This window comes from Myroides sp. A21 (assembly GCF_000807225.1).
Classification (GTDB): Bacteria; Bacteroidota; Bacteroidia; order Flavobacteriales; family Flavobacteriaceae; genus Flavobacterium; species Flavobacterium odoratimimum.
On the sequence record NZ_CP010327.1, the window covers coordinates 3844851 to 3870874 of the forward strand.

The window sequence follows — 26024 nt, forward strand, 5'->3', positions numbered from 1 at the left end:
TAATATGAACATAAAACTTACTAACATTTTACTTTTCGCTTTTTCATAGATTTTTGAAGATTGTAGTATATAGACACTTCTACTTCCGACCTTCTAAATGTTTATTCTTTACTTTCTATTGATTTCTTTGTATTAGGGATTGAATAACGCAGTCCTAACTGCAAATTAAAATCAAAGGGCTTCTCTGTATAAATAGTTTTAATAGAACTCCCATTATCAAAATAATATCTCGCTCCTGGTTCTACAAACAACCCTACACTCTTTGCTAATTTATACTCCATACCTATTGCTACATTTGCAGATGTTTGTATACCTTTTACAGTCACCTTTTCGTCTGGTCTCTTTTCTACATTTTGATCAGCTTGAAACTTAGTTTTAAGTGTTCCATATACTGACTTCTCTATATGAAAACCACCATTGACATAAGCCGAGAAATTTCCTTTCTCCCATAAATTATAATTTACCTGTATAGGCACTCCTACATAATGTAGTGTCTGAGTATTTATAATCTTATACTCTTGACTTCCCGAAGTAAGATCAGAGGATAATTTAGTATAAGTAATACCTGTATTGATTCCCCATTTATCTCCCATAGGATAGTATAATGCTATACCAAAGCGTATAGGCTTCTTATGCGTAATATCGGTATAGACCTCTTTATTCTGATTCACAACATAAATCTCAGATAAGACCGCGCCTGCCATTCCTAAATCCAAGGGTGCATCAGCTCCTACCTTCATCGCTCCACTCATTGTATTATATCCACTTTGTTGCATACTAGAAGTAGAGGCAATATTACTTGATATTAACCCTAACGAGAATCCTCTATTCTTTTTAGACTTTCTTTGATCTCCTATTTCTGTTTCTTTAACTTGATGTTCAACAATTGCCGTCTCTAAGTTTTTATGACTTTCTTCTACTAAGGTTGCTAACTGCTCTTGTACATTGTTTTGATTTATTAAACCAGTCGCCATATCAACCTTTTGACTCTCTTGACTCGAATTATCTACTACCTCGACAATAGAAGGCTCTCTCCTCTCTTCTATTGCCTCGATAGTCTGACTGCTTGGCTTCTCCTTTTCATTTGAAGCCAAAGCTTTGGTATTTATGTGTGTGTCTTTGGTTATTACCTCTTCTTCTACCTTATCTAGATATTGATTCTGTCTAGAATTAGGCGTTACCTCAGTCTCTTTAGCATCTATAACAATACTATCTTTTTCTTTATCATCATGCTGTAAAGCACGTTCACTTCTCAAATATAACTCTACACCTCCTACTAACACGATTGCTATAGAAGCCACAATCCCTATAACTCTTTTTAAGTCAATTCTTTTAGGTGCTCCTTTTTTATTTGTTGCTTGCTGTACAGTATCTGACCATAATGGTATGATTTTTCCCTTCTCTTCCCCAAAAAGTTTTTGTTCCAAATCCTCCCATAACCCCTCTGGTCCGATCTCTGTATGATCCTTCATCTTCTGTTCCAGATCATTTAACCATTTATCGTTCATAAGGCGTTTGTTCTAGGTTTATTATATAACTTTATCTTCTGCATTAATATCTTCTTTGCTCTGTGAAATTGAGAAGCAGATGAGCTCTCGCCGATTTCTAACAGTTTACCTATCTCTTTATGACTCTTTTTTTCAAAGACATAGAGGTTAAAAACCATTCGGTATCCATCAGGTAAAGAACGAATCAATTCTAATATCTCTGATTCTGGTATTTCATCTAAATTAGGTTCCTCCTCCTCCACTACTTCTGGTAATTCTTCCACTAGAGTCGGAAACTCTATCTTAGCAGTATCTCTAAGAAACTTTAAAGACTCATTAATTATTAGACGCGTTGTCCATGCTTTTAATGATCCTACTCCCTTATACTCAAATGAGCCAATAGCATTAAAAATCTTGATAAAACTATTCTGCATCACATCTTTTACATCATCCTGACTCTTAAGATATCGCATACATACATAGGTAAAATGTCCTGAATAGAATTCATAAAATTCTTTCCAAGCAGATTGGTCTTTAGATTGTAATCTATCCACTAACCCTCGTTCTACACTATCTTTTTTAGTCATTTGTTGTATAAACATTATGTTTGGATCTAATATGGGTAAAACTAATTCTAATTACCTTTTAACAGATCCTGGAAAAAAATACTTCACTTCTACAAAGTCTTTATCTTCTTTTCCATCTACAGTTAATTTGTCTACTATCCACTCAAACTTCACCATATCATATCTATTGGACACATAGACTCCTTTATATTTTGTAGTAATATGCGCTACTACATCTTGTTTATTATCGTCCATCGGAATTGTGAACTTCAATTCTTTAGGATTCATAGTTAATATTAACGCTGTTCCTGTCTCATCTATTACAGACGTATAAGCAAGGTCATACTTTACTTTATCCATCTTATTTAATATTTCCTCCGTTTTTCTAGCATCTTTAACTACTGACCCTACAAGCTCCCTAACAGGTAAATTATCAAATACAATCAAACTATCATTAATTTTAAAAATTGTATTTTGTTCATTCATCCACTTTCCTTGTAGAGTAAAAGCTTTACCACTATAACTCCCTACTACATCTCCTATCTTAACAGGTTTATTTGGCTCTACATTATTATCATCACTAATACACGATGTAAAACTAATACCAACTAAACTAAATAAGATCGTAAACATTTTAATTCTTCTTACTGCTCTCATTTTACTAGACTTTTAGTTTGTTTAACAATATTTCATAGTGAGTACTCATCTATATAAACCCAACTTTTAAAAATCCTTGCATGATGGAATTAAAAAAAACTACTTATTCTATATAAATTTACAAAAAACAACCTTTAAGACATTACAAAACAATACGTTATATAAACAAATTATTTTTATTATTTACAGAATAAAAGATAATCTATTACCCTTAGCCCATAGTCATTGATACTTATCTACTCCATTACCCATCAATTATAACTATAAAAAAAAACTTGCTACCCTAAATTAGGGCAACAAGTCTTTTTTAATCTACAAGTAAGAATACTTACTCTATTCCTTCTATTTTCGCAATAAATTATCTACCAAATCATACCCTTCAAGATATACATTATGTTCGCCAATATCATCAGCAACAACTTGCATTCTAATCTTTTTACCCTGTTTAATCAACGAGCTAACTATTTGATGTAATTCTCTATCCTCTTCCTCTGATAAGCCTTTAAACAATTGCATTGTTTTGCTCTCCTCATCTATTAATAATTCATTGTACTTCATCATATTTACTCTATTTATAATTTAAACAACGGCACCATCCATCTCACCCCTACTGCTATCTGATGCTCATTCTTATCTGCTTTAGAAACTTCATAATTCTTATAATCATAATTTAAAAAGTTATAAGCTGCAAAAAGCCTAAGATCCTTAAACGCTTTATCATTAAATGGATTGTACTCGATAGCTGTAGAAACTCCCTTTAAAGCATAAGATACGTTACTCTCTAGATCTTTTCTATAATTATACATCACTTTTACATAAGGAGTTACTTTATGGAACTTATACTTCACAGAAGCTGTCGTCACATTATCCTTCACATATGCGATTCCCTTAGTACTGGTGTTTAAATCTGTAAAAGCGGCATCGCCTACATTTCTAAAACCATACATCCAGTCTACCTCTGCCATAAAGTTATTTAATGTCAATCTATTCCCCATAGTTACCCAGCTGTAATACTTCTTCGCATCATGTTGAAATAACGCATATCCATAGCGCGTTTTCAAATGTTTTTTAAACAATTCTCCTTCCCATAAAAACAATCCTCCATAAGCCTTATTTTTATAATCTTCTGCCACAAACTGCTCTCCCTGAGAGACCATCTGTAACTTAAAAGACTGTCCTTTTACTTTATAAGCAACACTAGCCCCAGGACTAAAAAGCTCAATAGATCCAATGATATTCGTAAACATATATAGATCAGCACTGTTATAAGACAACTCCGTAGATCCCCAAGCAGTAAACTGTTTTCCCATTCCTACAGTCCAATGATCATCAATATTATACTCTAAGAAAGCAAACTCTAAGGCATTAGACGCTACTGACTCATTCAGTCGATATCGAAGTGAGTAGGTAAGCTTATTATTATAATTCCCTTTTAAATAAACTCGCGACTGTACTAATCTAAACTTACTATCAGAGGTTCCTGATCCACTTGTCTTAGTCAAGTTCTCGTACTTTGAGTCTAGATATACTTCTAAGGTATTCACTTTCTTAGGCGCATCGGGGTTAGCCTGCTGTGTCAATACACCTAATAAAGTTGATTCTTCTTTTTTTTCATCTTGAGCCATCACACTTATCGTTCCCAATAGGATTGCACAGATTGTATATTTAATATTCATAGTTTGGTAGATTTTTAAAAAGTTTAATATAATTCTTTTTTAAATATCATTAACAAAACTTTACCATAATTGTACAAATATGAGTATTCTAAAGATAGAAGTTCAGACTCTCAAATAACACAACATAAAAAGCAATTCTATTTATTATGCTAAATAAACTCAATATTTCAATCAACAATAATCAACGCTATATGAACAGATACAGATCATTCGATAACTTAGAACGTCGTATCAAGATAATTACCAATAAGATTATGACACAAAATAGGTATCCTCATTTTATCTATATAAAACTATGTTTTTAACAAAACTTATTGTATCTTTATAATGTTGTGTATTAGTATGAATTTAATGAAGAATCACTTTTTATGCCTAGGTAGGTGTATTAAGTGATTTTTTTATACAAAAAAAAGCCGTTAGTAAATGTTACTAACGACTCCTTTTTTTACTTTTCTTTTGTTTGTTCAACCAAATTATCAATCCTGTAACTGGTAAGGAAGCAAATATAAGTGATCCTATAAAAGCGAGTATCTTAGTAGGGTATCCCCATATCGTGCCTACGTGTAAATCGAAGTTTAAAGAATTTACTTTAGTGCCTAAAGCTATTGATGTATAAGTATGATCTTCACGAGTGACTATATCTCCTGACTTTTTATCAAAATACAACCATTCGAATTTACTCGTCTTATCCTGTTCTAAACGGATCTGTAAACTATGAGGCTCTTTCTCATCCTTAGATAAACGGATAGACATCATATCGGCATAACCGAACTTATCTAAGGCATAAAATACCGCATTGTCTAACGTATTACTTGTTATCTGAGGTACGGTATCAAAAGCAGTAGATTCCATTACCTGAAATTTATCTTCATCTACTTTATTAAGTGTTATTTCTACTGCTGATCTAAACTTAGGAAAGGCAAATAATACACCTGTCATCCCTATCACTATAGCTAATAGGAAGGTGTACATACCCAACAAATTGTGCAAATCATGATTTAACCGCTTCCAATTGACAGAAAAATCAAATACGAAACTTCGTTTAAATGTCTTACCCTTCCACTTTTTAGGCCACCATAAGATCAGACCTGTAATCGTAATAACCATAAATAACACTGTACTTCCTCCTACTACCCAACCTCCTATTTTACTTCCTAATAGCAGATTGCGGTGTAACTGTAACACGACATAAAAAAACTCTTTCTTTGTATCTTCTACTTTCTGAACTACACCTGTATAAGGATTTACAAATATTCTTTTATAAAAAACTACTTCATTCCAATATCCTGTTGCATTCTTATCTGTCTTGAGTGCTCTAAACACCCAGGTTCTATCTTTAGCAGGATAAATATCTACTCTATTTATAGGGTATTGCTCTCCTACTGCTTGCTGAGCTATACTTTGAAGAGATGAGAATGACAATGTTTCTCTATTATAGTCACTTAAATTTTCCGTATCATCGATATAAAAATTATTTGGATAAACAATTTTCTTTATATCATCGTGAAAGACATAAATACACCCCGTAATACTTACGATGACAATAACAATTCCCGTTATTAATCCTAGCCACTTATGCAGCCATAGCATAAATTTCTTCATCTACTAGAAGTTGTATTGTACGCTTAGATTAGCCTGCATTCCATTTCCTCTCACATACTCTGCATCAGTCCCTCTGTATTGGCTCACTACTGGATAATACGTTTTATTAAACAAATTCTCAATACCGACATTTACCTTCCACGCTTTATTTAAGATATAAGTAGATGCTAAATTAAACAAACTAATGTCTTTTACAGGTCCTTCACTATTTTTATAACCTCCTTTTTCATTAGGATTAAAGCGATTTCTACTTCCTGAATACAACCAATATAACTGTATATTTAATTTATCTGATGCAGTATAATACACAAAAGCTGTCGCTTTAGGTGGTGAGATACGTCCCCCATTTAAGTATACTTTACTTCCATCGTCGAACTTTGCCTTTCCCTCTACATAAGCATAAGTTCCCCCTACTGTCCACTGTGGCGTTAGTGCGACCTCAGCAGTCACTTCGAATCCGTGTACTCGCTCAGGTTCACGCTGTGCTACTAAATATCCTCCTATATCTACTAAATTAGCTCCTAACTTAGATGTGCTTAAAAAATATGACCCTGTAAAACTAAACATAGAAAACCTACTAGAGAACCCTACTTCGTAGTTATTCGTAATAATTGGTTCTGTCTCTAGCTTGTCTAATGTACTCTCTGTTGCTCTTCTTAAGATTCGCCCTAATTCATTAATAGCAAATCCTTGAGAAAAACTAATAAAAGGGTTAAAATACTCATATTTATTATAGCGTAACCCTACGTTAAACAATGTTGTTTTGTAAGGAATTTTACCTCCTTGAACGAAAATACTTCCCTCGTTATTAGGCCCTGTAGCGATCGTATTAAAATCATCTACTTTTACATTTGCATTCTCATATCTAACTCCTGTTTTTAGTATCAAGTGATCTACTAAATCTATTTTTAATTGTGCATAAGGCGCAATATTCACCATATCCATTGTAGGGATATACACACGACCATCCGTTAAGTCTTGATCTGTTTTATCATTTAAAATATCTATTCCATAAGTCACTTCACTCGGCATCTGAAATACTGTAAAAGGAGTATTTAAGTTTAAGCGAATACCTTTCTTCTTAGAGTTAATTCTCGTTTGTCCAGGTCCAAACCATGCCGTTCCTTTTTCTACATAGCGGTTCATCGAGCGAAATGAATTCATATATAATGACACATCTAACTGTGTTTCTAAAAACAAGTCATTATTCGTGTACCCCAACATAACATTGTGGTTATAAGGCGTACCTGAGTTTTTACCAGGATCTATCCCTGCTACACCTACCGTTGCTTCACTACCATACTTACCTATCTTACTGATATATCTAGCGTGTTGTGTACTTGTATAGCCATTATAAAAAGCGCGAATAGACGAATTATCATTGATATCATATGTGATTTGAGCGAACAAGTTCTTTTGATACGTATTAGACAGCCCTTCTATCTGCCCTAATATCATTCCATCTCCATCTCGTTGTAAACCAGTATAGTCGATAGACGCACCAGCCATATAGTTCCACTTTTTATACTTCCCGCCGAAAGACTGAGATACTTTATATCCTAATGTACCGCTACTGTTCGCTGGATTAAACGAAGTTCCCAATACAGTAGTTCCACCAAAAACTTGTTCTCCTCTATTTTTCTTGGTTATATAATTAATAATCCCCCCAGTAGAACCATTCCCATAAATAGAAGTAGCTCCTTTTATCACCTCTACACGCTCTATTGCAAATGGCGCAATCGAACGTATATCACGAGCTCCGTTCATCAATGGTGTAGATTGTGGAATCCCATCTATTAAGACTAATAGAGGTCTTCCTCTTAATGTCTGTCCTGACGAAGTTCCCTTATTTGTCGCACTTCCTAGACCAGGTACTAGATTACTTAATATCGTCGAAATATCAGTTGTAACACTCATTTGCTTTTCCATCTCCTTCTGATTAATTATTGTTACAGAAGATGGAATAGTAGCTATATTCTCTGCTCTTCTACCAGCTGTAATAACAATCTCATCTAACGACTCCTCTAATTTCTTTAATACAACTTCAATAGGGTTTTCTAATTTTGTGTTATTAATAGTAACCAATTGTTCCTCGTAACCACTAGCTAAAACCAATAGAGTAGCTTCATTTGTTGTTATAACATCTATGGTCAGCTCTCCTTTACTATCCGTTTCCCCTATTTTATCTCCATTAATAATAATCTCTGCTCCTCTAATTCTATTTAAACTTGAATCGCTCACTTTCACTAAAAAAGTTTGAGAAAGTACCGAAGTACTAAACAGTAAAATAGTTAAATACACTGCTTTAGTGAACATACTAGATAATATATTTGATGATAGCATAATGTTTATATGTTGTTATAATTATTTCATTTCGCAGCAAAAATAAATAATTATTTATAACCATTCTATTTAACACTGTTTTTTTATACAAAAAAAGCCGTTAGTAAATTCTACTAACGACTTGTCTTTCTGCTTACTTCTTCAATAATTCTACATATTGTTTTACAGCCTCACTCACTTCTTGCTCCGTAGGTCCATACGCATTATTTAACGCTACAAAGCCTATATAGTTCGCATCGATATACTTGATGGTGGCTATTACAGGTAATAAAAACTCTTCCACTGTAAATCCGTAATGACTATCTTTTACATAAGACTCCTTTACACCACCAGTAGTGGTTACTATACCTATTTTTTTTCCTACTAAAGCATCTTGTTCTACTCCGAATGCCCAGCCATAAGTAAGCACTTCATCTAACCAGAACTTCAGTAAACTTGGTACATTAAACCACTGTGTAGGGAACCGAATGATTATTCTATCGTGATCTAATAACAACTCTTGTTCCCTCTCCACATCTATCTGCCCATCGGGATAAGCCTCATAAATATTGTGAATTGTAAGTTGTACATCTTTTGGCAATGCTTCTAACAATGCTCTGTTCGAATTTGACGCTTCGTAATTTGGGTGTGCTAATACTATTAATACTTTCTCCATTGTAATGATTTTCTTAATTAGAGTTACTCTCTTTTGGAGAGCAAACGTATGACCTTTGTATAGGCCAAACAAGAACGCACGCCTAAGTAAGATGCTAACACCCAAGTAATTAACAATGAAAATCAACAAGTTAAATCTAAAAAATATTTTAGAAGCAGATACATGTCCTATTAGATTAGTACTCGACAGAATAGGTGAGAAATGGTCTATGCTTATCCTTCTCCTATTAAGAGACCACGGTGTAATGCGTTTTAATGAAATAGATAAAGCAATAGGAGATATTTCTCAAAAAATGCTCGCCAAAACTTTAAAAACCTTAGAAGCTGATGGTTTTATTACCCGAAAAGTATATCCTACTGTACCCCCTAAAGTAGAATATACACTTACTGAACTTGGATTAGACTTAGTACCCTATATCGAAAACATATCTGTTTGGGCATTTAATAATTTAGAGACAATTCTAAACAATAGAAAAGAATTCGAAAAGTAATTAATATAAACTTCTCTGTCTATTTTCTCTTCACTCGATTGGCATAGACATATCACAAATACAACTAATAAATCATAACAGGAACACTTAAACTAAATCTATAAAGCAATTATATGTATTACACAACGTATATCTCCACAGTGATGTTGGCGCGGACTTGAATCCGTGTCATACATTCCACACAGGGATTCCATAATAGTAGGGATGTATTACATACATCCGTCACAATACATTCTAAAACGTATACCCACACAGTGATTCCACAACAGTAGGGATGTATTAAGATAAACCTTCCTAATTAATAATTTGAGCGTAGTGATAAACCACCCCACCCTGCGGGCACCCCTCCATAGAGGGGAATGTTAAGCGTGGTATGCGATGTGTGATTACGTTATGGATGTCCGGCACTACTATTCCCCTTCCTTGGCGGGGTGCCTGAAAGGCGGGTTGGTTTATACACAATCTAGATCACGTTATATAAGTTTATTATACTGTAGCCAAAATTCCTAATTAGAGCACAACGATTGCGTGCTGATAGGGCGTGATATGTATCGTGGCTGCTGGGTAAGATGTATGTAATACATCCCTACGATTACGTGCCGATAGGACATAATAGCCATATAGTATATGAAGTATATATCCACAAAAAAACGACAATACAGCCTAGCCATATTGTCGTTATATTTTATATCAAGAGTCTATTAAAAAAGAACTAATTCCTTATTCCTAATTAACTTATCTGACGTTTTGTTTAAAGTAAATCTGTGTAGCTCCTAATCCATACTTTTGATAATTCGCATCTTCAGCTACTATCTCCGCATATCTACTGAATAGGAACTCTAGCTCAGCCTTTAGGACACCCTCGCCTACTCCATGTATAAATACAATACGAGGAATGCGATTGCGGATAGCGAACTCCACCTGTCCTCTAGCTGTATCTAACTGTAGTGTCAGCATATCGTGCTTTTCCATACGTCTATAGTCATTCGTAAGCTTCTCTATATGTAAATCTACTTCTAGGATAAACTCATCCTTACGCGAACGTTTTTCCTTCGTAAAGGAACGTTTTATAGGATCTACCTTATCTTGTAGTGCCTCACTTACCGAACTTCTAGTACTAGCCGAACGCATATCTACTTCATCCTCTTTAGCTATTTTTAAAAGCTCATTCGGTTTATACGTTAATACAAAACCATCTTTAGATTCTATAGTTACCTCATCTCCTATGATATTAATGACAACTCCTTCTTCGTTCTCATCTAATACTTGTACATAATCTCCTTTGCTAAGCATCTTTCTCTTCTTCTTTTGCTTGATTGATTAAATCTTTTTTTATTCCTGCATCGAACTCACGTTCTGCTGGTCCCTGTTGACGAGTGTTACTAGGTGTCTTTTGCATCAATCTCGCCATGGAGAAAAAGAACAAGGCTACACCTACTACTTGCACCCATATTTTTGGTTGGTCTTTAGAACTTTCCATTAACGCCCATCCCATAAAGAACAGGGTTGCGATAGTTAATACGATCTTTGCTATTTTCATACTACGGTGCTAGTCGTTCTATTTTCCAATCTAAACCATCTTCTGTCAATGTATATCGAATACGATCGTGAAGGCGATTAGCTCTTCCTTGCCAAAACTCAATAGACACAGGTTTTACTACAAATCCTCCCCAATTCTCAGGGCGTTTTACCGTATCATCAGTTGCTTCTTTTTCTAATTTATTAATAGCATCTTCTAATACTTGATGATTAGGGATGACCTCACTCTGATTAGATACGATAGCACCTAATCGACTTCCTAAAGGACGACTGTCAAAATAATTATCAGATTGAGCAGCACTAGCCTTACTAGCTATACCTTTGATAATAATCTGACGCTCCGCAGAAGGCCAAAAGAATGATAAACACAAATGTGGATTAGCGATAATAGCCTTCCCTTTCTCAGAGTTATAATTTGTGTAAAACACAAATCCCTCTTCGTCATAAGACTTTAAAAGCACTACTCTAGACTTCGGAAAACCATCCAATCCTATTGTAGATACCGTCATGGCATTTACCTCATCTACTCCACCGAAATCCTCTATCTCATAAAACCATTTTTTGAATTGCATCATTGGGTTTTCGTCTACACTACTCTCTAACAATACACTCTTCTCATACGATTTTCTGTAATCACTTAAATCACTCATATCTAAATCTATTATAAGTCAAACACTTTACCATCGTCTCCATTCAGTATTTTACCACTAAACACAGTCTCTGCTTCTTTCTTAAACAAGGTAATATCATTATATCTCGTAGAATAATGCCCAAGTATTAAAGTCTTCGCATTCGCTAGCTTCGCAATACTTGCTGCCTGCTTAGCAGTACAGTGTTTCGTTCGTTCTGTATAATGCTCTTCACTGTCTAAGAAAGTACTCTCATGGTATAATACATCTACACCTTTAATGATAGGTACTATGGCCTCTGAATAATAAGTATCTGAACAAAAAGCGTAACTCTCTGTAGGCTCTGGATCATAAGTAATATCCTTATTATCCACTACAGTACCATCATCCAATGTGATATTACCACCACTTTTGATCTTCTGATAGTAACATCTATCAATACCTAAATCTTCTATAGCCCCAATACGCAACTTTCTATCTCCAGGCTTAGTCTCAAAAAGATATCCATTAGTATACACACGGTGATCTAATGGTATGGTACGTACAATAACCTTATCATCTTCGAATACTACTCTACTCTCTTTACTAGTCTGTTCATGAAAGAATAGTTTATATCCAGAATAAGAATTAGACAATCTCAGCTGCAACAAAGTAACTTCCTTTATCCCCTTAGGTCCATAAATATGCAAATCAGAAGTTCTGTTTAACAACATATACGTTGAGATTAACCCTATCAATCCATAGAAGTGATCTCCGTGCAAATGAGAGATAAAAATATGATTGATACGTTGGAACTTCAATTTATGACGTCTTAATTGTACTTGAGTTCCTTCACCGGCGTCGATTAAAAACATATGTCCTCCCATCTCTAAAACTTGAGATGTAGGGTTAGTTATCGTTCTTGGTGTTGCTGCATAACAGCCTAATATAGTAAGTTTCAATATTGTCTTGTTTTAATTTTTGAGCTTGTAATTTACAAAAACGACAAGCTAAGTCAAAATAAAAGGCTTAAATTACTTTAAGCCTTTTGTATATTTTTATCTAAAATCCTAAGTCTCTTTGGATTTCATCCATTTCTATCAAATCATGTGCTTCCTGTAAAGTCGGAGCAATAATCAAATCTCCATCAAACTCATTAAAGTCAATTGATTCTATAACGATAATAAAAGACTTATTAGCTTCCTCCATATGTTGTATTGCTAAAGATTCAAAACACTCTAAATCCTCTTCGAATACAGTATATTTAGCCTTCGTTAAATCTATTATTAAATTAGAATGTACAAGACTATGCTCATACTGCTCTTCTAATTTTTTAAGAAACGTTACTATATCTCCCTCGTCACTCGTTATAATAAGGGTATGCCCTTTTTCTTTTACTTTCATTATATACGCCTTAATTTGATTAAGCGAATATAAAACGAATATAAATACTATCATATAGCAGAGTAAAAATATTATGGAAATACGCATCCGCAATCTATGTCACACTGATGATAGGAAGGGTCTCACATATAACTCTACAAACATATAGAATGGGATTCTTCACAAGCTCAGAATGACATAACAACTGGATCTATATTACCTAAAAACCACCCCGCCCTACGGGCACCCCTCCATAGGAGCTACTCTTTATACACATCTCTAAGCAATTCAAAAACCTGATATTTTGCATTAAAACATTGTATTCCATCTCTAATAGTAATGTAGCCTGGAGGACCTTGACTTTTATAGCCTGACCACCCAGCTAATCGAGCAATAATCCATGATGTCCATGCAAGAGTATCTTTATCAAAAGGATTCTTTTGTTTTTCAGTTTTTCCTTCAACTGTTTTTAAAAGAATCTGTAGAAATTCTATTTGTGGATCCGTAAAAACCCGTTTTGAAGGAACAGAAATATCGCTCTTATCATAAGAAAGTTTAACCATCATGATTTGCCAAGCTCCTAACAATGCGAATATTATAAGTTTTTTTAGAGCCGCTCCTGATTCTAACAGAGTACTTTCGATTTTTAAACCTTCACTTTTGATTAAGCGAAAGACTTCTTCTATATACCACCTTTGTTTATACCATTCTACGCAAAGCATAGCTATTTCATTACTTTCTACTTCATGAGTAGTTAATAAACACCATTCAATTGGTGATTCACCTTTTGGAACAGTTTCAGAATTTTCAACAACATAAACACATGAAACAGTTAGTGATTTCGGCTGATCTGCTTTTAAATTATGAGGACATTTAATTTCTACAGAGTCATAACGCAACTCCATTTTAGCTTCCCTATTCTTGCGTTTATGATTCCCTTGTACCTTGATATTATAAATATGTTTAATCGGCAATGAACACATTTTTTCATGTAGACGCATTTCCTCTGTTTCTAAAATTCTATTTGCTGATGAACGAATCAATACATCACATCTATCATTAGGAACTGTTGCTAAAAACTCATAAATATCAGATTCTCTATCTGCTATCACTGTAATTTTTGTGCTTTCAGGTATGTTTTGTTTACTTAGTTCAGCAGACTCTATCCATCGATAAGATTCTTTATCTTGAATCTTTAAAATCTTATAATTGCGTTCGTTTTTATCCTCCTTATCTCTTTGTCGATTCCACAATTTAATCGATGAGAAACCTAATGGAATACCACTGTGAGCATCTACAACAAGGGTTGGGTGGCAAAAAACACCTGTATCTTTATTGTTTCCAACTATTCCCCATTCAGAATCATCTGTATTAATTCGCCCTTCTTTACCTGAATAATTAATCTCTGAAGTATCTTCAATACACAGAACATGATCTGTACTAATTTGTTCAGCACATTTTTTATAAACTTGATCTTTTATATCAGTCTCGTTTGCTCGTTCGTTATTTAACATTCTATATCCTCCTATTTTTTCGCTAAAAGTACTACATGCTTTGTTAATAACTACACTACTGTTTTCAACAATACTACTAAGTAATTTATTTGCTCGTTTATCTATCCTTTTATCTTTAAATGCTCCTTTAAAAAAGGAATCTATCTCACTAATATTCATGTATAAAGATGCAAAAAACAAACAAATAATACAATTAATTAACTGATAATCAATAGATTGGTTTTATTAAATCACACTTTTCAACAACATACTCTGCTTAATAATTTATGTATAAAGAGTAGCCCTGGAGGGATGCCTGAAAGGCGGGGTGGTTAATCCATAGAGTGTGTGCCAAATGAACGTGATATGCGTTATGATGGTACACATCCCTACGATGGGGTGTCGACATGGTGTGCTGAATGGATGTGACATGAATTATATGCTAACACAATGAATGCATTTATACCTAGAAAGGAAATTATTTGATTTACATAATTCTCTTAAAATCAAAACAACGAACAAATAGTGTTTTTTACCTTTCTCAAAACGAACCATTAAATCCTGTAAAAAAATGGTTCGGCAATTACCGAACAACGCTACAAACCCAATGATAAAAAGGCATTCACAAGTTTTATGCGAGCTTTGTTCGGGAGTCCTTCGGAAGAGGTTCGGAAAAATAGGGCTTTTTCCGAACAAGCCCCGAACAAACACAACACAAAGCATGATAAACACTGGGGTTAAGATTATATAACCTCAAGCTAACTCTAAAACAAGCAGTATAAAATGCGAAAAATAAGCCTATTTAAAAATGGTGTTTTTTAAGGATTCACGAAGAAGTAATGTGCTTTGATTTGTTTACTTTTCAAACAATAAGAATCGAGGCATACACCTGATATAAAAACAAGTACGATACAAATATACGCTTTTTTTAAAAACCCAAAATACACAATAAATATATAAACGAAAAGTAATTATGCAAAATAGGGCTGAATTTAAGAAAGGGCTGAGTATAAAATAGTCCACAGGACTATTTTATACGAAGAGCCAGCTGCAGCAAGGCATGTAGTATGGTTTTAGAAGAAATGAAAGAGATATGAAGCAGAATTGCTTTGTAGTATTTGACTAATGCTTAATCTAGGTTAAAGATACCTATAATAAATACTCATATCAAAGAATGAACTATAAAAAAACACCTAATACAGCACAATATTCCTTGTGCTGTATTAGGTGTTCTATAGATATAAAATAAGCCAACAAAATGGCTGGCTTGAATTATTTAATTTTTGAAGCTAATAGATAGGTTACAGCCATACGAACTGCTACTCCATTCTCTACCTGGTCTAAGATCACTGACTGCTGTGAATCAGCTACATCAGAAGTAATCTCTACTCCTCTGTTAATAGGCCCTGGGTGCATGACTACGATTTCTTTATCTAATGAATCTAAGATCTCTTTAGTCAACCCAAACTGTTGAGAATACTCTCTCGTATTAGGGAAATAGCTAAAGTCTAAACGCTCATTCTGAACGCGAAGCATATTCGCTACATCACACCATTCTAGAGCTTTTCTTAGATTAGACTCTACCTTCACTCCTAAACTCTCGATATACTTAGGGATTAAGGTCTTAGGTCCACATACTCTAACCTCAGCTCCTTGCATCTGCAAAGCAAAAATATTAGACAATGCTACACGTGAATGTAGAATATCTCCTACGATAACTACTTTCTTACCTGCTACATCCCCTAACTTTTCGCGGATAGAATAACTGTCTAATAACGCCTGTGTAGGGTGCTCATGTGCTCCATCTCCTGCATTAATGATACTTGCGCTTACGTTCTTAGATAAGAAATGAGCAGCTCCTGCATCACTGTGACGCATCACTACCATATCTACCTTCATGGCTAAGATATTATTAACTGTATCGATTAGTGTTTCTCCTTTCTTCACTGAAGACTGAGCAGCAGAAAAACTAATTACATCTGCAGATAAACGTTTTTGTGCTAATTCGAAAGATAGTTTAGTACGAGTACTGTTTTCAAAGAAGATATTTGCTATGGTAATATCTCGTAGAGAAGGAACTTTCTTAATCGGACGATTAATTACTTCCTTAAAGTGATCAGCTGTTTCGAAAATTAAATCAATATCATGTTTATTGATATACTTAATTCCTAAAAGGTGATTTACGCTTAATTCTTTCATTGTACTTCTATGAGTAGATTTAGGTAGTTAGTTTTTTTCAGTTTCTTCTAGAAAGACTGCATCTTCCTGTTCATGTTCAGACCAGTGTACACGGATAGTCTCCTCGTCAAAGGCATCTACCTGTCTTCCTCTATAATCAGGCTGTATCGGTAAGTGACGACTAAAACGACGATCTATTAATACCAATAGTTCTATCTCTGCTGGACGGCCAAAAGACTGTATAGCTGTCAGTGCGGCACGTATACTACGTCCTGTATAAAGCACATCATCTATAAATACGACTTTCTTATCTTCTACTAAGAAGTCTATTTGTGTTTTATTCGCTTCAAGAGTTTTTTGATGTCTTCTAAAGTCATCTCTAAAGAAAGTAATGTCTAAAAAACCTAAAGGCACTTCAGATATACCATATTCAGTCTTAAGGATGCTTTTAATGCGTTCTGCTAAAAATTTACCACGCGGTTGAATACCAATAAGAAGGGTATTAGAAAAATCAAGATGTTTTTCTACTAATTGACAAGCCAAACGGTGTAGAATGATATCAATCTCTTTTGAAGTAAGTAATACTTTTGGATTCATATATAAAAGAGTTGTGTTTGGGGGGTAAATTTACAATTAAATATCATTTGTCACCAATTTATTAAACATATATCTTCTAAAAAAATGTAGTTAATCAAAGGATGCTTTCTAAATCATATTGATATCTTTGGATAAAGATTAAAAACTCTATTGCTCATGATCAAGTCTAAATTCATACTATTCATTACTTTAACCCTATCTCTAGCGCTGCATGCTCAGAAGATAGAAGACCCTCTTCCTTTGACAAATAAACAAATACAAAAAGAACAGTGGGTCATACAAGACAAAGAAAAAAATCTAATCCTACAATGGACTGATGGTGCTCTAGAAATAGCATTAGCCAACAAACCGATTAATCAAGATCAGAAGAAAACAATCTACGCTCGAATACCTGCTCAGCAAATCAAAGATAACATTACAGAATATGTCTTACTAACTGATAAAACAGAGTTCTTATCTACTCCTACAACAGTTAATTGGACACAAGAAGACTTAGAGTTCTTTCGCGTTTTAGAGTCTAGTGCTATCACTGTGAGTAGTACAACGGATGTCTTAATGCTTAAAAAAGGTACAGAGACTAAATATGTATTCTATAACACAGCTTTTGACCGTATGTGTAAGTTCGTCTCTAGATTTAACTGGGGACTAATTGCTTTAAATAGAGATTCAGATAATCTACCTAAGATGATTACTTCTTTTGATTTTGAAAACAAAACCATGACAGGTACGATAGATAATATCCCTTTTGAGGTGAAGTTTGATTTCTATTTTGATCAAGATACTTTTTATTTCAAAAGTTTCGAAATTCCTTATAATGCTAAAAATAGAGCAAGTCGTAAAACAAAAGAGAGATACGGGAGATACTTCACAGATAAAACATATCGCTATGATATCGCTGAACAAACACTAAATTTCTATCAAGACGAAAAGTTAGTACTCATGTTTGGTTTCATGCCTAAAGAGTAAAACACAATCTCCATAATCTTTTAAAATACGTAAAAAAAGAAATACAACTCCTTATTATCTATATCACTTATTGATTTATATTAAGTTATCAATAATATATCTCTTATAAATTGTGTTATTAAATAGGAATTACTATCTTTTCGCAATCATTTACAGATACTTCTAAAAAAACTAAACACATAATAATCAATCTATTATAATTAAATAGTTAACAAAAAGAGGGTAAATGCATCACATATATTTAGAATTATTTTAATATTTATTATGAAAAAATACGCTACTAGTTTATTTCTTTGTTTAACAAGCTTAGTAACTTTTGCACAACAAGGTTTTTTCGATTCTCAAGAAAGACATCCATTAGCACCAGATGGTATATGGAATGTGAGATGGGTATTACAAGACAATAGCAAACCTGGAACACTAACTCCTACAGATAAACATATCATGCTTAATCGTGAATATGGATCTACGATCACTGGATTTGCTGGGTGTAATGTGTTTGAAATTCCTGTAACGAAAACTTCTGTTAACTCAAAAGGTACACATCTGACGACTCGTTTTGATTCTAAAACGAACAAAGAATGTGCTACAGACGTTAAGTATGATGAGAACAAGTTCTTAAAGCGTATTTCTAATGGTACAATTACCTTTAATGAAAAAGAAGGTTTATTATACCTAATGACTAAAGATAGAATCGAGTACGTATTCGCTGATGAGAAGTTAGATAAAGTAGCTAAAGATATGTACGTCGTTATGACTGGAAACTAGTAGAGCTAGATGGTGGTGAAAAAAGACCTTATAGACAATGGATTACTTTTGACTTTCACAATTACTTAGTGAAAGGAAATAACGGATGTGCTTTATTCGAAGCTCCATTTGCTATTAATACAAAAACGAGTACAGTCACTTTGTTTGAACTTCAATCGGATACTACTAAATCATGTGGTAACAGTAGCAAAGACGAGTTCTTAAAATACTTTGACAATTCTACTTACCCATTCGAAATTACAGATCAGACTCTAAATATCTTACAAAACAATAAGGTGATTATGAAGTTTGACTTAGCAAAGAAAAACTCTTTATAAAACACAAGACTGTAACAGAATACAGTCATGAAAATATCTAAAACCTGTGAAATTATACTTCACAGGTTTTTTTTTATACAACTAACTATAAATCAACCTAAACAGAATACAGTCTCAATATTCTCAGCTTTCTAATGAGGGTTAAATAAAAATTAAGATAAGCTTATAAACGCTTTACAATTGATAAATTCTTTACCTTAGTGGATTAATAACAATTTAGTTTTATGAAAGCTTTAATTTTTAATGGTTCTTTAGACGAAGAAGCATTCCGTACATCGCGACGCATTGCACAGTATTATGCAGATCAGTTCATAAATTCTAATATTGAAGTTCGACAGGTTCACTTATCAGATTTTCAAATTCCTATATTTCAAGCTAAATTAATGGATAACGTCCCAGCAGACGTAATGACCTTTGCAGATGCTTTTAGAGAAGCAGATGTGATGATTTGGCTTACTCCACTCTACCATGGTAGCCTTACTGGAGTAATGAAGAATGCTATCGATTGGTTAGAAATAACAGCTAAAGACCACCCTGCTTATTTGACAAATAAAATAGTAGGATTTACATGTTGGTCAGCTGGTAACCAAGCTATGCAAGGTATACAAGCTCTAGACAATATCGCAAAAGCACTTAGAGCATGGTCTTTGCCTTATTCTATCCCGATTAGCAACTCTGACTTATATGAAGACAATGATATCTCAGAAGTCTACAAAAAGAAAATGTCAATGTTAACCGACCTTCTAATAGAGAGCCAAACGCGATAAAACAAAAAGCCTATTTGAATACTCAATAGGCTTTTTTGTTACTATCAGAACAACAATAATTTTTGGTGGTTGGTATTTCTGTATTTAAGTGCTAAGTAAGAAAAAGAGAGGCATCTCTACCTCTCATTCCCTATAAAACAATTTTTGAAAAACACCTTATTTGGATTTCACTAAATCCTTTCTTAATTAACACTCACTTTTAATCAAATTATTAAAACAATCCCTCCTTAAACTCAATTCAAGTTCTTTTTCACAAGCAATATTTTTAAAAAATTAAGCTTAGGAGGGAATGAAAATTATAAGAGTCTTTCTCAGTCTTTATAACCATATTCAAATCGATATGGAGATGACGAAAACACGATAAAGACTCCTTGAAACATAATACAAATCAATTAAACTGAAGCTAACTTGGCTAGAGCTGACACTCCTTTTAACTATGAAAAAATTATTGTAAAAACAATAAAAGAGCTATCTATAAAACTTGTTTAACCAATCATTATGTATCAACTATTTTTTTGTTATGTTTTTTGTACTGAGCAAATGTAAACATGTTTTTATACTATACAAACCCCTGTAAATACTGGCTTTTTTACCTCAATCACCTAATGTAGATAATAACCATAATAAGTTCACTCCTCATAAAATCATTAAACTAGCACTTGTCTCTACCACCCTACATCTCTTCACATTTAACAAACAAAATAGTTAACATACTACTCATCTAATAACTAATCTACAAAAACACTATTGACTTATTCTATAATAAACAGTCTATACATTCTACTTCTAATTTTTCTTAAATCGCTAATGGTGATAAGAGCACAAATGTTATTTAACAATTAATTAACTTAATATAATAACCTTTATTAGCTAAATACAACAACTAAATCATCTGATAAATAAGAATAAAGTTCATTACATTCCGTTTTTATGATAAATAAAGAACTCTATTAATAGAAAAAGGCAGTGAGAGAACTCACTGCCTTTACTATTTTTATACTCATATATTATCTTTGAAGGATAATAAACTCTGATCGTCTATTCTGTGCGTCTTCCCATTCACTACATGGTTCACATTCTACTTTTAGCTCTTGTGATCCATATCCCTGAGATTCTAACCTACTACTTTCTATACCTTGTGATACAATATAGTCAAGTGTAGCCTTCGCTCTATCATTTGACAATTTTAAATTATAAGCTGGATTTCCTTTACTGTCAGAGTGTGAGTTAATCTTAACTCGCATACTAGGGTAGCGCTTCATCACTTTTACTAGCTTATCTAATTCTATCTTACTATTCTCTGTAATTTCGGTCTGATTAAAGGCAAATTGGATATCTCCTAATTCGATTTTGTCTTTCCCTATTACGAGTTCTTCTAGAGGCCTTAAGAATACGTCTATCTCCTGTACCCCTTCTTCAGCATTGACTGTGATATCAATGATTTCATCTAAATAATCTGGGTGAGAGACCTTAATCTTATAAGTCTCGCTACACTTCACTTCTCCTCTAGCCATCCCACTTCTACTAGATACGCCATGATCTTCTACTCTACGTCTAGTATTGATAAACTCTACTTTAGCATCAGCTACAGGAGTATTAAAGCTCTTGTTTTTAAGCATAGTTCTAAACTCTACAAAGCACAGCGGGAATGCCTTATATATATCTGTACGACCTATTCTATCAGAAGAGAATAATCCCATATTCTTATCGGGATAAAAACTGAAAGCGAAATCGTTCTTAGCTGTGTTAATAGGCTCTCCAAGATTAGTAGGTGCATTAGATAGATTATTTAAATCTGATACATACACATCCATTCCTCCATATCCTCCCCATCGATCAGAACTAAAGTATAACTTATTATCTGACGAAACGAAAGGATAATCATTACGAGTTCCTGAATTAATCACTGGCCCAAGGTTCTCTGGTTTTCCGAACTCATCATCTTCTAATAGGGCTACACGCCATATGTCTAATTCTCCATAACTTCCTGGCATATTAGAGGCAAAGTATAAGAATTTGCCATCAGGCGATAATGCAGGGCTCGTATACATAAAGCCTGCACGGGTAAAGCGCAGTGGCTTTACTCTCTTCCACTTCTTTTTCTTCTTTTTAGCATAGAATAAACTCATCAAATGATCTCTATGCTTGACGTTATCATTCTTTCTAAACTTCCTGTTTCTATAAGCTTCTGAAGCGAAATAGATACGTTGTTCATTAGCAGAGATCACACTAGGGCCGTCATTAAATCGTCTATTGACACGCCCTTTAATACGCGTCACCCCTTTTATAGGCTCATCTTTTCCTTTAAACTCAGCTGTATAAAGATCATAGTTAGGCTTGCGTTGCCATTTATCTCTTACTTCAAATATCTTTCTAGGTATTTTCTTTTCGTGCTTCGTTCTATTTGACGCGAAGTACAGTGTATCACCAGGGTTTAACCATGCTCCAAAATCGTCATATTCTAAATGATTAAGGCCTGACTCCTGAAACATATAAGTAGGATATCTGTCAACTAAGTCCTTATGTGCATCTGGTTTGGCTAGAAAGTCTTTTGCTCTTGCATCTTGAGGTGCTCGACGAACGAATTGTTGCATCATATCTTTGGCTGCTTCATAACGCCCATTCTTCTCCATCACCTTAGCATACTTATAATAGATATCTGGCTTAAGTGTAGAGTCGTTTTGAGCAATTGCTTTACCATAATATCTTGACGCTTCAATATCTTGATTTAACCGATCATAACAATCTGCTAATTGCAAATAAATATAATCAGCTGTACGACGTCCTAATATAAGTCTTTTATATTCGTCCGCTGCCTTAGCATACTCGGTATTCTTATAATATTTGTCTGCTCGTTTTAAGCTTGGTTTCTTTTTTGCTTGCACAGTTATACTTAAACTACACAGTAAAACCATCAAAAAAATTCTCATACTATTCTGTTATATAGACCAATATAGATAAATGTACTCTATTTTAACTATTTATTACTCAAAAATACTACTTTAATTACTTACTATACTAACGTATATTCTGTAAATTAGTTGTTCAGAATCAGATAAAAATCCCTTCAGTATGAATATTGAATTAAAAAAAGCATTCTTAGCTCTCTATGACACTTTTAAAAAAGAAGATGCTCAAAAAACAGACCGATTAGATAAATGGCGTAATATAGAACCTGAGTCAGCAGAGTTCCTTTCGTTATTAGTCAAAACAAAACAAGCTAAGAGAATACTGGAACTAGGTACTTCTAATGGGTTTTCAACAATATGGTTAGCCGAAGCTGTATCTCATCATCATGGAGAAATCATCTCTATAGATATCGAAAGGGAACGTACAAATAAGGCATTTGAAAACCTAAAACAATTTAACCTACAGTCTTATGTAGAATTACTAACCTATGATGCAGGAGAATATCTAGCTGATACTAATCTTGATTTTGATCTTATCTTATTAGATGCAGAGAGAAGTTATTATACAGGATATTGGAAAAATCTAGAACGTCTATTAGATCAGACTGAATCTAGTCTATTGGTAGTAGATAATGTAATCTCACATGAAGCAGAAGTAGAAGAGTTTATCAATGGAATAGATGAGAATAAGTTTAAGAAAGTCATCCTCCCTATCGGAGCAGGATTGCTATTAGTTTCTAAGCAGTAAAGAAAAAGCGTGAATGAGATTATTCACGCTTTTTTACTTATACTACTAAAATTGTAGCTATTGGTGGTCTGGTATGACTAATTTATCTTGTTTATACTCTCCTAATACCTTTAAGTATCGAGTAGCCTTAGTTACTTCTTCCATCGCCTTATAATACTTGTCATAATCTTCATTGACTAAGACAACACCTGCGTGGAATGAGTACTGGAACACACTTCCTGACAGAGGCACAGACTGTATCTTACTCAAGTTTAAATCATGAGAAGCTAGTATCTCTAATACTCTATTTAGACTTCCTTTTTGGTGATCTGTATAAAAATATAGTGAAGCTTTATTAAACCCTTCTACTTTCTTAGGCTCTCTACTTAACAAGAAAAATCGTGTATAGTTATCATACACGTCATGGATATTCTCTGCTAAGATCTCTAGATCATACATCTCTGCGGCTAATGTTGACCCGATAGACGCAACGCCTTTATACTGTTTCTCTTGAATATTTCTAGCGCATGTAGCCGTATCATCCATCGCTAGACGCTTCCAATCAGTATATTGATCTAAGAAGTTCTCGCATTGTAATAAGGCCATAGGGTGTGTACGCACCTCTGTAATATCCGCTAATGTCTGTCCTTTTAAGGCTAGTAAATTATGTCTAATAGGAAGAGCAATCTCTCCCCAAATATACAAGTCATTCTTAGTTAACAACGAGTAATTAGGTAATATAGATCCTGCAATAGAGTTCTCTATCGCCATCATGCCATAATCTACTTCTTTATTGACTAACTGTTTTACTAACGAATTAAAAGTAGGGCTATCCACTATCTCTACTTCTTCTGAACCAAAGAACTTCCCAACTGCTTCATGGTGGAAAGATCCTTTGATTCCTTGAATGACTACTGATTTCATAAAATATGTTTTTGGCTTTAATAATTGCAAAATTGGCAAACTATCAAAGTTAGTAGTTTATACTTATAATAAGCAGTTTTTATCCTCCATATTTTAAGTTTTTATTACTTTTAGCTTATTAATCCCTATTGAATTTAAATTAATCACACTAATTACACTTTAAAGCAACTAATTACTAAACATATGAGTATAACAATCAGACCTTATCAACAAGAAGACAAGCAAATCTTACTCAATATCCTTCAACTCAATGTCCCTACTTATTTTGCGCAAGAAGAAGTAGATGACCTAGCGCTATACCTAGATCAGTATCTAGACCTCTACTATGTAGCCTTAGACAATGACAAGATTATAGGTGCTGCAGGTATTAACAGAAACTTCGAGAAGGAATTTGCTTCATTGAGTTGGGGATTCTTACATCCTGATTATCATCGAAAAGGTGCAGGTTCTCTACTCTTAAAATACAGATTAGACCTCCTAAAACCTGATCATAGAATCAAAACAATACAAGTGCGTACCTCTCAGGTGGTGTACCGTTTTTTTGAAAAACACAATTTTGAAGTGATAGAAACTCAAGAAGATTATTGGGCAAAAGGTTTAGACCTCTATGTGATGCGTTTAAAATACTAAAGAAAACAAATTAAGCGTTAAAACAAGTAGGGAATTAAAAACAGTTTTGTAATTTCACATCAATAAAACTCACATCATTATGAAAAAGTTATTCGTTATGGCGGCTATCTTAGCCATTACACCCATTTTTGCAAACACACACCATACTAATATTAATACCAATAAAAGCATTATGACACAAACCCCAAAAGACAAAAAAACAATTTACCAATTTAAGGTTACTGACCTTTATGGAGAAGAGTTTGACTTCGCTTCCTTAAAAGGAAAGAAAATCATGATTGTGAACACTGCTTCTGAATGCGGTCTTACACCTCAGTATAAACAACTTCAGAATATGTATAACGAATTCGGAGGAGACAACTTTGTAATCGTTGGTTTCCCTGCGAACAACTTTGGATCTCAAGAACCAGGTAGCAATGAAGAAATCGCTACTTTCTGTGAGCAGAATTATGGTGTATCATTCCCAATGATGAATAAGATATCTGTAAAAGGAGATGATATTGCACCGATATATGAGTTCTTAACTAAAAAGTCTAAGAATGGATTAGAAGACAGTGAAGTACAGTGGAATTTCCAAAAGTACTTAATAGACGAAACTGGTCATTTAGTGAAAGTAATCAACCCTAGAACACTACCAGATGACCCAGAAATCAAAGCTTGGGTTAAGGCAAAATAAGTCACTTTACATATTTAACCTTAAATCCTCAGCTACCATTTACTGCGAATTAATTCTACTTTACAT

At 33.8% G+C, this 26024-nt stretch carries 26 protein-coding genes; 8 read left to right on the top strand and 18 right to left on the bottom strand.

Annotated features, from left to right (window positions below; translation table 11 throughout):
- Positions 1 to 101: 101 nt before the first annotated feature.
- The 8 genes from MYRA21_RS17170 to MYRA21_RS17205 all read right to left on the bottom strand — a co-directional run bounded on the left by MYRA21_RS17170 (position 102) and on the right by MYRA21_RS17205 (position 8986).
- Positions 102 to 1508 (bottom strand): outer membrane beta-barrel protein, encoded by a 1407-nt coding sequence (locus MYRA21_RS17170; RefSeq protein WP_039330039.1) that lies wholly within the window; start codon positions 1506 to 1508, stop codon positions 102 to 104.
- Entirely contained in the window at positions 1505 to 2074 is a 570-nt protein-coding gene (locus MYRA21_RS17175; RefSeq protein ID WP_039330511.1) for an RNA polymerase sigma factor, read from the bottom strand. The genes MYRA21_RS17170 and MYRA21_RS17175 overlap by 4 nt, the downstream gene beginning before the upstream one ends.
- Before the next feature lie 51 nt (positions 2075 to 2125).
- The gene (locus tag MYRA21_RS17180) at positions 2126 to 2710 is read right to left on the bottom strand and encodes a DUF4840 domain-containing protein (protein ID WP_006261558.1); all 585 of its coding nucleotides are present in this window, start codon (positions 2708 to 2710) and stop codon (positions 2126 to 2128) included.
- A gap of 342 nt (positions 2711 to 3052) precedes the next feature.
- A complete protein-coding gene (locus tag MYRA21_RS17185; protein WP_006261560.1) occupies positions 3053 to 3271 on the bottom strand; it encodes a hypothetical protein in 219 nt (72 codons plus the stop codon).
- Positions 3272 to 3282: 11 nt separating this feature from the next.
- Positions 3283 to 4386, bottom strand: coding sequence for a porin (locus tag MYRA21_RS17190; RefSeq protein ID WP_006261561.1), 1104 nt, complete (start codon positions 4384 to 4386; stop codon positions 3283 to 3285).
- A 429-nt stretch (positions 4387 to 4815) separates the two neighbouring features.
- Positions 4816 to 5988 carry a PepSY domain-containing protein gene (locus tag MYRA21_RS17195; RefSeq protein WP_006265671.1) on the bottom strand — a complete coding sequence of 391 codons (1173 nt, stop codon included), beginning with the start codon at positions 5986 to 5988 and terminating at the stop codon, positions 4816 to 4818.
- 3 nt (positions 5989 to 5991) lie between these two features.
- Complete coding sequence (locus MYRA21_RS17200; protein ID WP_039330042.1) at positions 5992 to 8331, bottom strand: TonB-dependent receptor; 2340 nt, start codon at positions 8329 to 8331, stop codon at positions 5992 to 5994.
- Positions 8332 to 8464: 133 nt separating this feature from the next.
- Positions 8465 to 8986: an NAD(P)H-dependent oxidoreductase gene (locus MYRA21_RS17205; protein WP_039330044.1), complete on the bottom strand. Its 522-nt coding sequence runs from the start codon at positions 8984 to 8986 to the stop codon at positions 8465 to 8467.
- 115 nt (positions 8987 to 9101) lie between these two features.
- On the opposite strand from MYRA21_RS17205, the gene MYRA21_RS17210 reads away from it, so the two are divergent.
- The gene (locus tag MYRA21_RS17210; protein WP_006258279.1) at positions 9102 to 9476 is read left to right on the top strand and encodes a helix-turn-helix domain-containing protein; all 375 of its coding nucleotides are present in this window, start codon (positions 9102 to 9104) and stop codon (positions 9474 to 9476) included.
- Between the two features lie 735 nt (positions 9477 to 10211).
- Here the strand turns inward: MYRA21_RS17210 and MYRA21_RS17215 are convergent.
- From MYRA21_RS17215 to pyrR, 8 genes are all read right to left on the bottom strand, one after another.
- A complete protein-coding gene (locus MYRA21_RS17215; protein ID WP_006261565.1) occupies positions 10212 to 10769 on the bottom strand; it encodes a Smr/MutS family protein in 558 nt (185 codons plus the stop codon).
- Positions 10762 to 11016, bottom strand: a complete 255-nt coding sequence (locus MYRA21_RS17220; RefSeq protein ID WP_006258285.1) for a hypothetical protein — start codon at positions 11014 to 11016, stop codon at positions 10762 to 10764. Before MYRA21_RS17220 ends, MYRA21_RS17215 begins: the two co-directional genes overlap by 8 nt.
- Position 11017: 1 nt before the next feature.
- Positions 11018 to 11665, bottom strand: coding sequence for a pyridoxamine 5'-phosphate oxidase (gene pdxH / locus MYRA21_RS17225; protein ID WP_039330045.1), 648 nt, complete (start codon positions 11663 to 11665; stop codon positions 11018 to 11020).
- A gap of 11 nt (positions 11666 to 11676) precedes the next feature.
- Positions 11677 to 12585 (bottom strand): ribonuclease Z, encoded by a 909-nt coding sequence (locus MYRA21_RS17230; protein ID WP_039330046.1) that lies wholly within the window; start codon positions 12583 to 12585, stop codon positions 11677 to 11679.
- Between the two features lie 100 nt (positions 12586 to 12685).
- Positions 12686 to 13027, bottom strand: coding sequence for a hypothetical protein (locus tag MYRA21_RS17235; RefSeq protein WP_039330048.1), 342 nt, complete (start codon positions 13025 to 13027; stop codon positions 12686 to 12688).
- A gap of 239 nt (positions 13028 to 13266) precedes the next feature.
- Positions 13267 to 14679, bottom strand: coding sequence for an IS4 family transposase (locus tag MYRA21_RS17240; protein WP_052237555.1), 1413 nt, complete (start codon positions 14677 to 14679; stop codon positions 13267 to 13269).
- A gap of 1092 nt (positions 14680 to 15771) precedes the next feature.
- On the bottom strand, positions 15772 to 16698 hold the full coding sequence (locus MYRA21_RS17245) for an aspartate carbamoyltransferase catalytic subunit (protein WP_006261576.1): 927 nt from the start codon (positions 16696 to 16698) through the stop codon (positions 15772 to 15774).
- Positions 16699 to 16725: 27 nt separating this feature from the next.
- On the bottom strand, positions 16726 to 17274 hold the full coding sequence (gene pyrR / locus MYRA21_RS17250; protein WP_006261577.1) for a bifunctional pyr operon transcriptional regulator/uracil phosphoribosyltransferase PyrR: 549 nt from the start codon (positions 17272 to 17274) through the stop codon (positions 16726 to 16728).
- Positions 17275 to 17430: 156 nt separating this feature from the next.
- Here pyrR and MYRA21_RS17255 point away from each other — a divergent pair, with 156 nt between their 5' ends.
- The 4 genes from MYRA21_RS17255 to MYRA21_RS17265 all read left to right on the top strand — a co-directional run bounded on the left by MYRA21_RS17255 (position 17431) and on the right by MYRA21_RS17265 (position 20092).
- Positions 17431 to 18240, top strand: a complete 810-nt coding sequence (locus tag MYRA21_RS17255) for a hypothetical protein (RefSeq protein WP_039330049.1) — start codon at positions 17431 to 17433, stop codon at positions 18238 to 18240.
- A 264-nt stretch (positions 18241 to 18504) separates the two neighbouring features.
- Entirely contained in the window at positions 18505 to 19008 is a 504-nt protein-coding gene (locus MYRA21_RS19425; protein WP_235279998.1) for an META domain-containing protein, read from the top strand.
- Between the two features lie 68 nt (positions 19009 to 19076).
- A complete protein-coding gene (locus MYRA21_RS19430; RefSeq protein WP_235280000.1) occupies positions 19077 to 19325 on the top strand; it encodes a hypothetical protein in 249 nt (82 codons plus the stop codon).
- A gap of 224 nt (positions 19326 to 19549) precedes the next feature.
- Positions 19550 to 20092, top strand: coding sequence for an NADPH-dependent FMN reductase (locus MYRA21_RS17265; RefSeq protein ID WP_006261580.1), 543 nt, complete (start codon positions 19550 to 19552; stop codon positions 20090 to 20092).
- A gap of 1007 nt (positions 20093 to 21099) precedes the next feature.
- Here MYRA21_RS17265 and MYRA21_RS17270 read toward each other — a convergent pair.
- The gene (locus tag MYRA21_RS17270) at positions 21100 to 23022 is read right to left on the bottom strand and encodes an OmpA family protein (RefSeq protein ID WP_039330052.1); all 1923 of its coding nucleotides are present in this window, start codon (positions 23020 to 23022) and stop codon (positions 21100 to 21102) included.
- A gap of 142 nt (positions 23023 to 23164) precedes the next feature.
- Between MYRA21_RS17270 and MYRA21_RS17275 the strand changes: the two genes are divergently transcribed.
- Positions 23165 to 23749: an O-methyltransferase gene (locus MYRA21_RS17275; protein WP_039330054.1), complete on the top strand. Its 585-nt coding sequence runs from the start codon at positions 23165 to 23167 to the stop codon at positions 23747 to 23749.
- 57 nt (positions 23750 to 23806) lie between these two features.
- Here the strand turns inward: MYRA21_RS17275 and MYRA21_RS17280 are convergent, their stop codons facing one another.
- The gene (locus MYRA21_RS17280; RefSeq protein ID WP_006261583.1) at positions 23807 to 24652 is read right to left on the bottom strand and encodes a prephenate dehydratase; all 846 of its coding nucleotides are present in this window, start codon (positions 24650 to 24652) and stop codon (positions 23807 to 23809) included.
- A gap of 183 nt (positions 24653 to 24835) precedes the next feature.
- On the opposite strand from MYRA21_RS17280, the gene MYRA21_RS17285 reads away from it, so the two are divergent.
- Positions 24836 to 25282 carry a GNAT family N-acetyltransferase gene (locus tag MYRA21_RS17285; RefSeq protein ID WP_039330056.1) on the top strand — a complete coding sequence of 149 codons (447 nt, stop codon included), beginning with the start codon at positions 24836 to 24838 and terminating at the stop codon, positions 25280 to 25282.
- Between the two features lie 79 nt (positions 25283 to 25361).
- Positions 25362 to 25958, top strand: a complete 597-nt coding sequence (locus MYRA21_RS17290) for a glutathione peroxidase (RefSeq protein WP_006261585.1) — start codon at positions 25362 to 25364, stop codon at positions 25956 to 25958.
- The last annotated feature ends 66 nt before the right edge of the window (positions 25959 to 26024 follow it).

Bases quoted from the DNA above. Each gene is read 5' to 3' on its own strand.
- MYRA21_RS17265 (WP_006261580.1), top strand. From the start codon at position 19,550: ATGAAAGCTTTAATTTTTAATGGTTCTTTAGACGAAGAAGCATTCCGT.
- MYRA21_RS17190 (WP_006261561.1), bottom strand. From the start codon at position 4,386: ATGAATATTAAATATACAATCTGTGCAATCCTATTGGGAACGATAAGT.
- MYRA21_RS17205 (WP_039330044.1), bottom strand. From the start codon at position 8,986: ATGGAGAAAGTATTAATAGTATTAGCACACCCAAATTACGAAGCGTCA.
- MYRA21_RS17240 (WP_052237555.1), bottom strand. From the start codon at position 14,679: ATGAATATTAGTGAGATAGATTCCTTTTTTAAAGGAGCATTTAAAGAT.
- MYRA21_RS17275 (WP_039330054.1), top strand. From the start codon at position 23,165: ATGAATATTGAATTAAAAAAAGCATTCTTAGCTCTCTATGACACTTTT.
- MYRA21_RS17170 (WP_039330039.1), bottom strand. From the start codon at position 1,508: ATGAACGATAAATGGTTAAATGATCTGGAACAGAAGATGAAGGATCAT.
- MYRA21_RS17290 (WP_006261585.1), top strand. From the start codon at position 25,362: ATGAAAAAGTTATTCGTTATGGCGGCTATCTTAGCCATTACACCCATT.
- MYRA21_RS17285 (WP_039330056.1), top strand. From the start codon at position 24,836: ATGAGTATAACAATCAGACCTTATCAACAAGAAGACAAGCAAATCTTA.
- pdxH (WP_039330045.1), bottom strand. From the start codon at position 11,665: ATGAGTGATTTAAGTGATTACAGAAAATCGTATGAGAAGAGTGTATTG.
- MYRA21_RS17280 (WP_006261583.1), bottom strand. From the start codon at position 24,652: ATGAAATCAGTAGTCATTCAAGGAATCAAAGGATCTTTCCACCATGAA.
- MYRA21_RS17200 (WP_039330042.1), bottom strand. From the start codon at position 8,331: ATGCTATCATCAAATATATTATCTAGTATGTTCACTAAAGCAGTGTAT.
- MYRA21_RS17255 (WP_039330049.1), top strand. From the start codon at position 17,431: ATGATCAAGTCTAAATTCATACTATTCATTACTTTAACCCTATCTCTA.
- MYRA21_RS17220 (WP_006258285.1), bottom strand. From the start codon at position 11,016: ATGAAAATAGCAAAGATCGTATTAACTATCGCAACCCTGTTCTTTATG.
- MYRA21_RS17185 (WP_006261560.1), bottom strand. From the start codon at position 3,271: ATGATGAAGTACAATGAATTATTAATAGATGAGGAGAGCAAAACAATG.
- MYRA21_RS17235 (WP_039330048.1), bottom strand. From the start codon at position 13,027: ATGAAAGTAAAAGAAAAAGGGCATACCCTTATTATAACGAGTGACGAG.
- MYRA21_RS17195 (WP_006265671.1), bottom strand. From the start codon at position 5,988: ATGAAGAAATTTATGCTATGGCTGCATAAGTGGCTAGGATTAATAACG.
- MYRA21_RS17215 (WP_006261565.1), bottom strand. From the start codon at position 10,769: ATGCTTAGCAAAGGAGATTATGTACAAGTATTAGATGAGAACGAAGAA.
- MYRA21_RS17180 (WP_006261558.1), bottom strand. From the start codon at position 2,710: ATGAGAGCAGTAAGAAGAATTAAAATGTTTACGATCTTATTTAGTTTA.
- MYRA21_RS17210 (WP_006258279.1), top strand. From the start codon at position 9,102: ATGAAAATCAACAAGTTAAATCTAAAAAATATTTTAGAAGCAGATACA.
- pyrR (WP_006261577.1), bottom strand. From the start codon at position 17,274: ATGAATCCAAAAGTATTACTTACTTCAAAAGAGATTGATATCATTCTA.
- MYRA21_RS17175 (WP_039330511.1), bottom strand. From the start codon at position 2,074: ATGACTAAAAAAGATAGTGTAGAACGAGGGTTAGTGGATAGATTACAA.
- MYRA21_RS17270 (WP_039330052.1), bottom strand. From the start codon at position 23,022: ATGAGAATTTTTTTGATGGTTTTACTGTGTAGTTTAAGTATAACTGTG.
- MYRA21_RS17245 (WP_006261576.1), bottom strand. From the start codon at position 16,698: ATGAAAGAATTAAGCGTAAATCACCTTTTAGGAATTAAGTATATCAAT.
- MYRA21_RS19425 (WP_235279998.1), top strand. From the start codon at position 18,505: ATGAAAAAATACGCTACTAGTTTATTTCTTTGTTTAACAAGCTTAGTA.